The organism is Streptomyces sp. DI166 (assembly GCF_900091315.1).
GTDB lineage: Bacteria > Actinomycetota > Actinomycetes > Streptomycetales > Streptomycetaceae > Streptomyces > Streptomyces fuscus.
In genome coordinates this window covers 1-3,084 of the sequence record NZ_FLSP01000210.1, presented here as the reverse complement: position 1 = coordinate 3,084, position 3,084 = coordinate 1, and the positions used below count along the sequence as shown (strand labels likewise).

The window sequence follows — 3,084 nt, the reverse complement described above, 5'->3', positions numbered from 1 at the left end:
CCCCGCCCGTGCGGTTTCACGGGCCGCACAGTCCAGGCCCGTACGGTTACACGGGCCGCACAGTCCAGGCCCGTACGGTTACACGGGCCGCACGGTCCAGGCCCGTGCGCTTACACAGGCCGATCAGTCCAGCTCGGCCAGCCGCTCGACCGCCGGCGCCGCGAACCGCTCGATGTACGCCGCCGCCTCGCCCGTGCTCGGGGCGAGAATCACGGTGTCGATGCCGAGCTTGGTGTAACCCGCGATGTCGCGGGTGAAGGCGTCGAGGTCACCCTCCAGCGCGGGGGCGCCCGCGTAGAGGACGGTCCGGCGGATCTCGTCGTAGTCGCGGCCCTCGGTGTCGCAGTGGCGGCGCAGCACATCGAGCTTGTGCGCGATCTCCTGCGGGCTCGACGCGAACAGGTTGCACGCGTCGGCATGGCGGGCGACCAGACGCAGGGTCTTCCTCTCTCCCCCACCGCCGATCATGATCTCCGGGTGCGGTGCGCTCACCGGCGCGGGCACGCACAGGGTCTCCGCCAGCCGGTAGTGCCGCCCCTCGAAGGGGCCGTTGTTCTCCGGGTCCCACATCTGGCGGCAGATCCGCATGGTCTCGTCCAGCCGCTCGAAGCGCTCGGCAAGGGGCGGGAACTCCACGCCCAGGCCCAGGTGCTCACGGTCGTACCAGGCCGCCCCGATACCCAGGGTGGCCCGGCCGCCGGAGAGCACGTCGAGCGAGGTGACGATCTTCGCCAGCAGGCCGGGACGGCGGTAGGTCACACCGGTGACCAGCGCGCCGAGCCGGACCGTGGAGGTGTGCCCGGCCAGATAACCGAGCGTCGTGTACGCCTCCAGCATCGGGGCCTCGGCGCCGCCGTTGGACTCCATCTGGAAGTAGTGGTCCATCACCGACAGCCAGCTCACCCCGGCCGCCTCGGCGGCACGCCCGGCCGCCGCGAGTTCGGCGCCCAGCGCGGGTCCGCCCCCGGGGTGCTCGAACCGGTTGATGTGCACGCCCGCCCGCATAGCCTTCTCCGCTCACCCGTACCGCCGTCGACGCCGACGACGCTAGTTCCTGGAGCGCGCTCGAAGTCAAGCGGAACTCCGGCGCGGCGCCGGTGTGTTGAAGCGAGGCGGAAACGGGTGGGGAAATCGGGGAAAGCGTTTCAAACAGGGGACCGAATCCGGTCAACTCTGGCAGGGTAGGCGGATGCAGACCCTTTACCGCAGACTGCTCCGGTTGATGCCCCGTCTCGGGGTGCGCGTGACGGACCTGGCTCCGGGAACGGCCCTGCTCTCCAGACGCGGCCGGTACACGGTGAAACCGGCGGGCAACGACGCCTGGCTGGTCCTGAAAGGCCCGTCCAAGGCGTGGACCAGCGTTCCGCTGGGTGAGAGCGGGGCGCAGCTGCTCCTCGGCGAGAAGTCCGCGGCGGACGAGCGCAAGCTGCAGATGGCGGCGTCGGAGTACCTGTGCATGCAGCACGTCACCGCGATGTTCCGGCTGTACGGCGTCAACTGCGTGCTGGACGTGGGTGCGAACCACGGTCAGTACGCCAAACGGCTGCGCAGACACGGCTACCGGGGCCGGATCGTCTCCTTCGAGCCGACGGCGGAGGCCTTCGCCCGGCTGAGCAAGGCGGCCGAGAACGATCCCGAATGGCACGTGCACCACCTCGGGTTGGGCCGCGAGGAGTCCACGGCCGAGATCCACGTCGGCTGGAACACCATGAACTCCCTTCTCCCGGCGAGTGATTACGGCCGCGACCGCTACAAGCGCTTCCACACCACCCGTACGGAGGAGATACTCGTCCGGCGCCTGGACGACGTGCTCGACGAGGCACTCGACGGCATCGACGACCCGCGCCCCTTCCTGAAGATGGACACCCAGGGCTACGACCTGGAGGTGTACGCCGGGGGCGGTGAGCGGATCGCCGACTTCGTGGGACTGCAGTCGGAGGTCGCCGTGCTGCGGCTGTACGAGGGCAGTCCGCCGATGGGCGAGTCGGTGGCCACGTACGAGGCGGGGGGCTTCGAGATCACCGGTATGTATCCGGTGACGCGGGAGGCGGCGACCGGGCGCGTGGTGGAATTCGACTGCGTGATGATGCGGCCCAAGGCCCTGGCCGGGTAACTGTGGGCCGTGGGCCGACAGTTACCGGAAGGCAGGGGACGGCGGTGCCGGAGCAGTGGGCGGGGCCGGTACGGCCCGGGGAGCGGATCGGGCCGTACACCGTGCTCGCCGAGCTGGCCAGCGGCGGCATGGGCCGGGTGTACCTGGCCCGCTCCCCCGGCGGCCGCACGGTCGCCGTGAAGACGCTGCTGGCCTCCGACGACGAGGGTGTCGTCCCCGAGGCCGATCGTCGCCGGTTCGCCCGGGAGGTGGCGCTGGCCCGGCGGGTGCGCGGGGTCTACACGGCGAGTGTGGTGGACGCCGACGCCGAGGCGCGGGTGCCGTGGATGGCCACGGAGTACGTGCCCGCGCCGTCCCTCCAGGCGCTGGTGGCGAGCCAGGGGCCGCTGCCGCCGGAGGGGCTGCACTGGGTGGCGGCCGGGATGACCGAGGCGCTGGTGAGCATCCATGACGCCGGTCTGGTGCACCGGGACGTGAAGCCGTCCAATGTGCTGCTGCCGGAGGACGGGCCCCGGCTGATCGACTTCGGGATCTCGCAGGCCGCCGATCTCACCCGCACCAGGGCGGCGCTCGGCACCATCGCCTTCGCCGCCCCCGAGCAGGCCCGCGGCGAGCCGACGACGCCGGCGTCGGACGTGTTCTCGCTGGGCGCCACGCTCTTCTATCTGGCCACCGGCCGCAGCCCGTACCGCGACATGGGCCAGGGCACCGCGATGGAACAACTGGTCCGGGCCACGGAGGGCGACCTCGACCTGGCCGGGCTGCCGCCCGGGCTGGACGCCCTGGTCCGGCCCTCTCTCTCCCTCGACCCCGCCGCCCGCCCCGAGCCGCGCGAGCTGCTGACCCGGGTCGGCGCCGTCATCGCCGCGCGTCCCGGGGCCGGGGGCGCCTCCGACTGGCTGCCGCCCGGCTGGTCCACGGCGATCGAGCAGCACCGGCGGCGCCGCACCGAGGAGGCCGACGCCGCGCAG

General features: G+C 71.9%; 3 protein-coding genes. 2 read left to right on the top strand and 1 reads right to left on the bottom strand.

Going from position 1 to position 3,084, the window contains the following annotated elements; genetic code table 11:
• Positions 1–123: 123 nt before the first annotated feature.
• On the bottom strand, positions 124–1,005 hold the full coding sequence (locus tag GA0115233_RS39780) for an LLM class F420-dependent oxidoreductase (RefSeq protein WP_093725648.1): 882 nt from the start codon (positions 1,003–1,005) through the stop codon (positions 124–126).
• A 184-nt stretch (positions 1,006–1,189) separates the two neighbouring features.
• Here GA0115233_RS39780 and GA0115233_RS39775 point away from each other — a divergent pair, with 184 nt between their 5' ends.
• Together GA0115233_RS39775 and GA0115233_RS39770 are read left to right on the top strand one after the other, a co-directional pair.
• Positions 1,190–2,113: an FkbM family methyltransferase gene (locus GA0115233_RS39775; protein WP_093725646.1), complete on the top strand. Its 924-nt coding sequence runs from the start codon at positions 1,190–1,192 to the stop codon at positions 2,111–2,113.
• 44 nt (positions 2,114–2,157) lie between these two features.
• On the top strand, positions 2,158–3,084 hold a 927-nt coding region (locus GA0115233_RS39770), incomplete at its 3' end, for a serine/threonine-protein kinase (protein ID WP_255310517.1).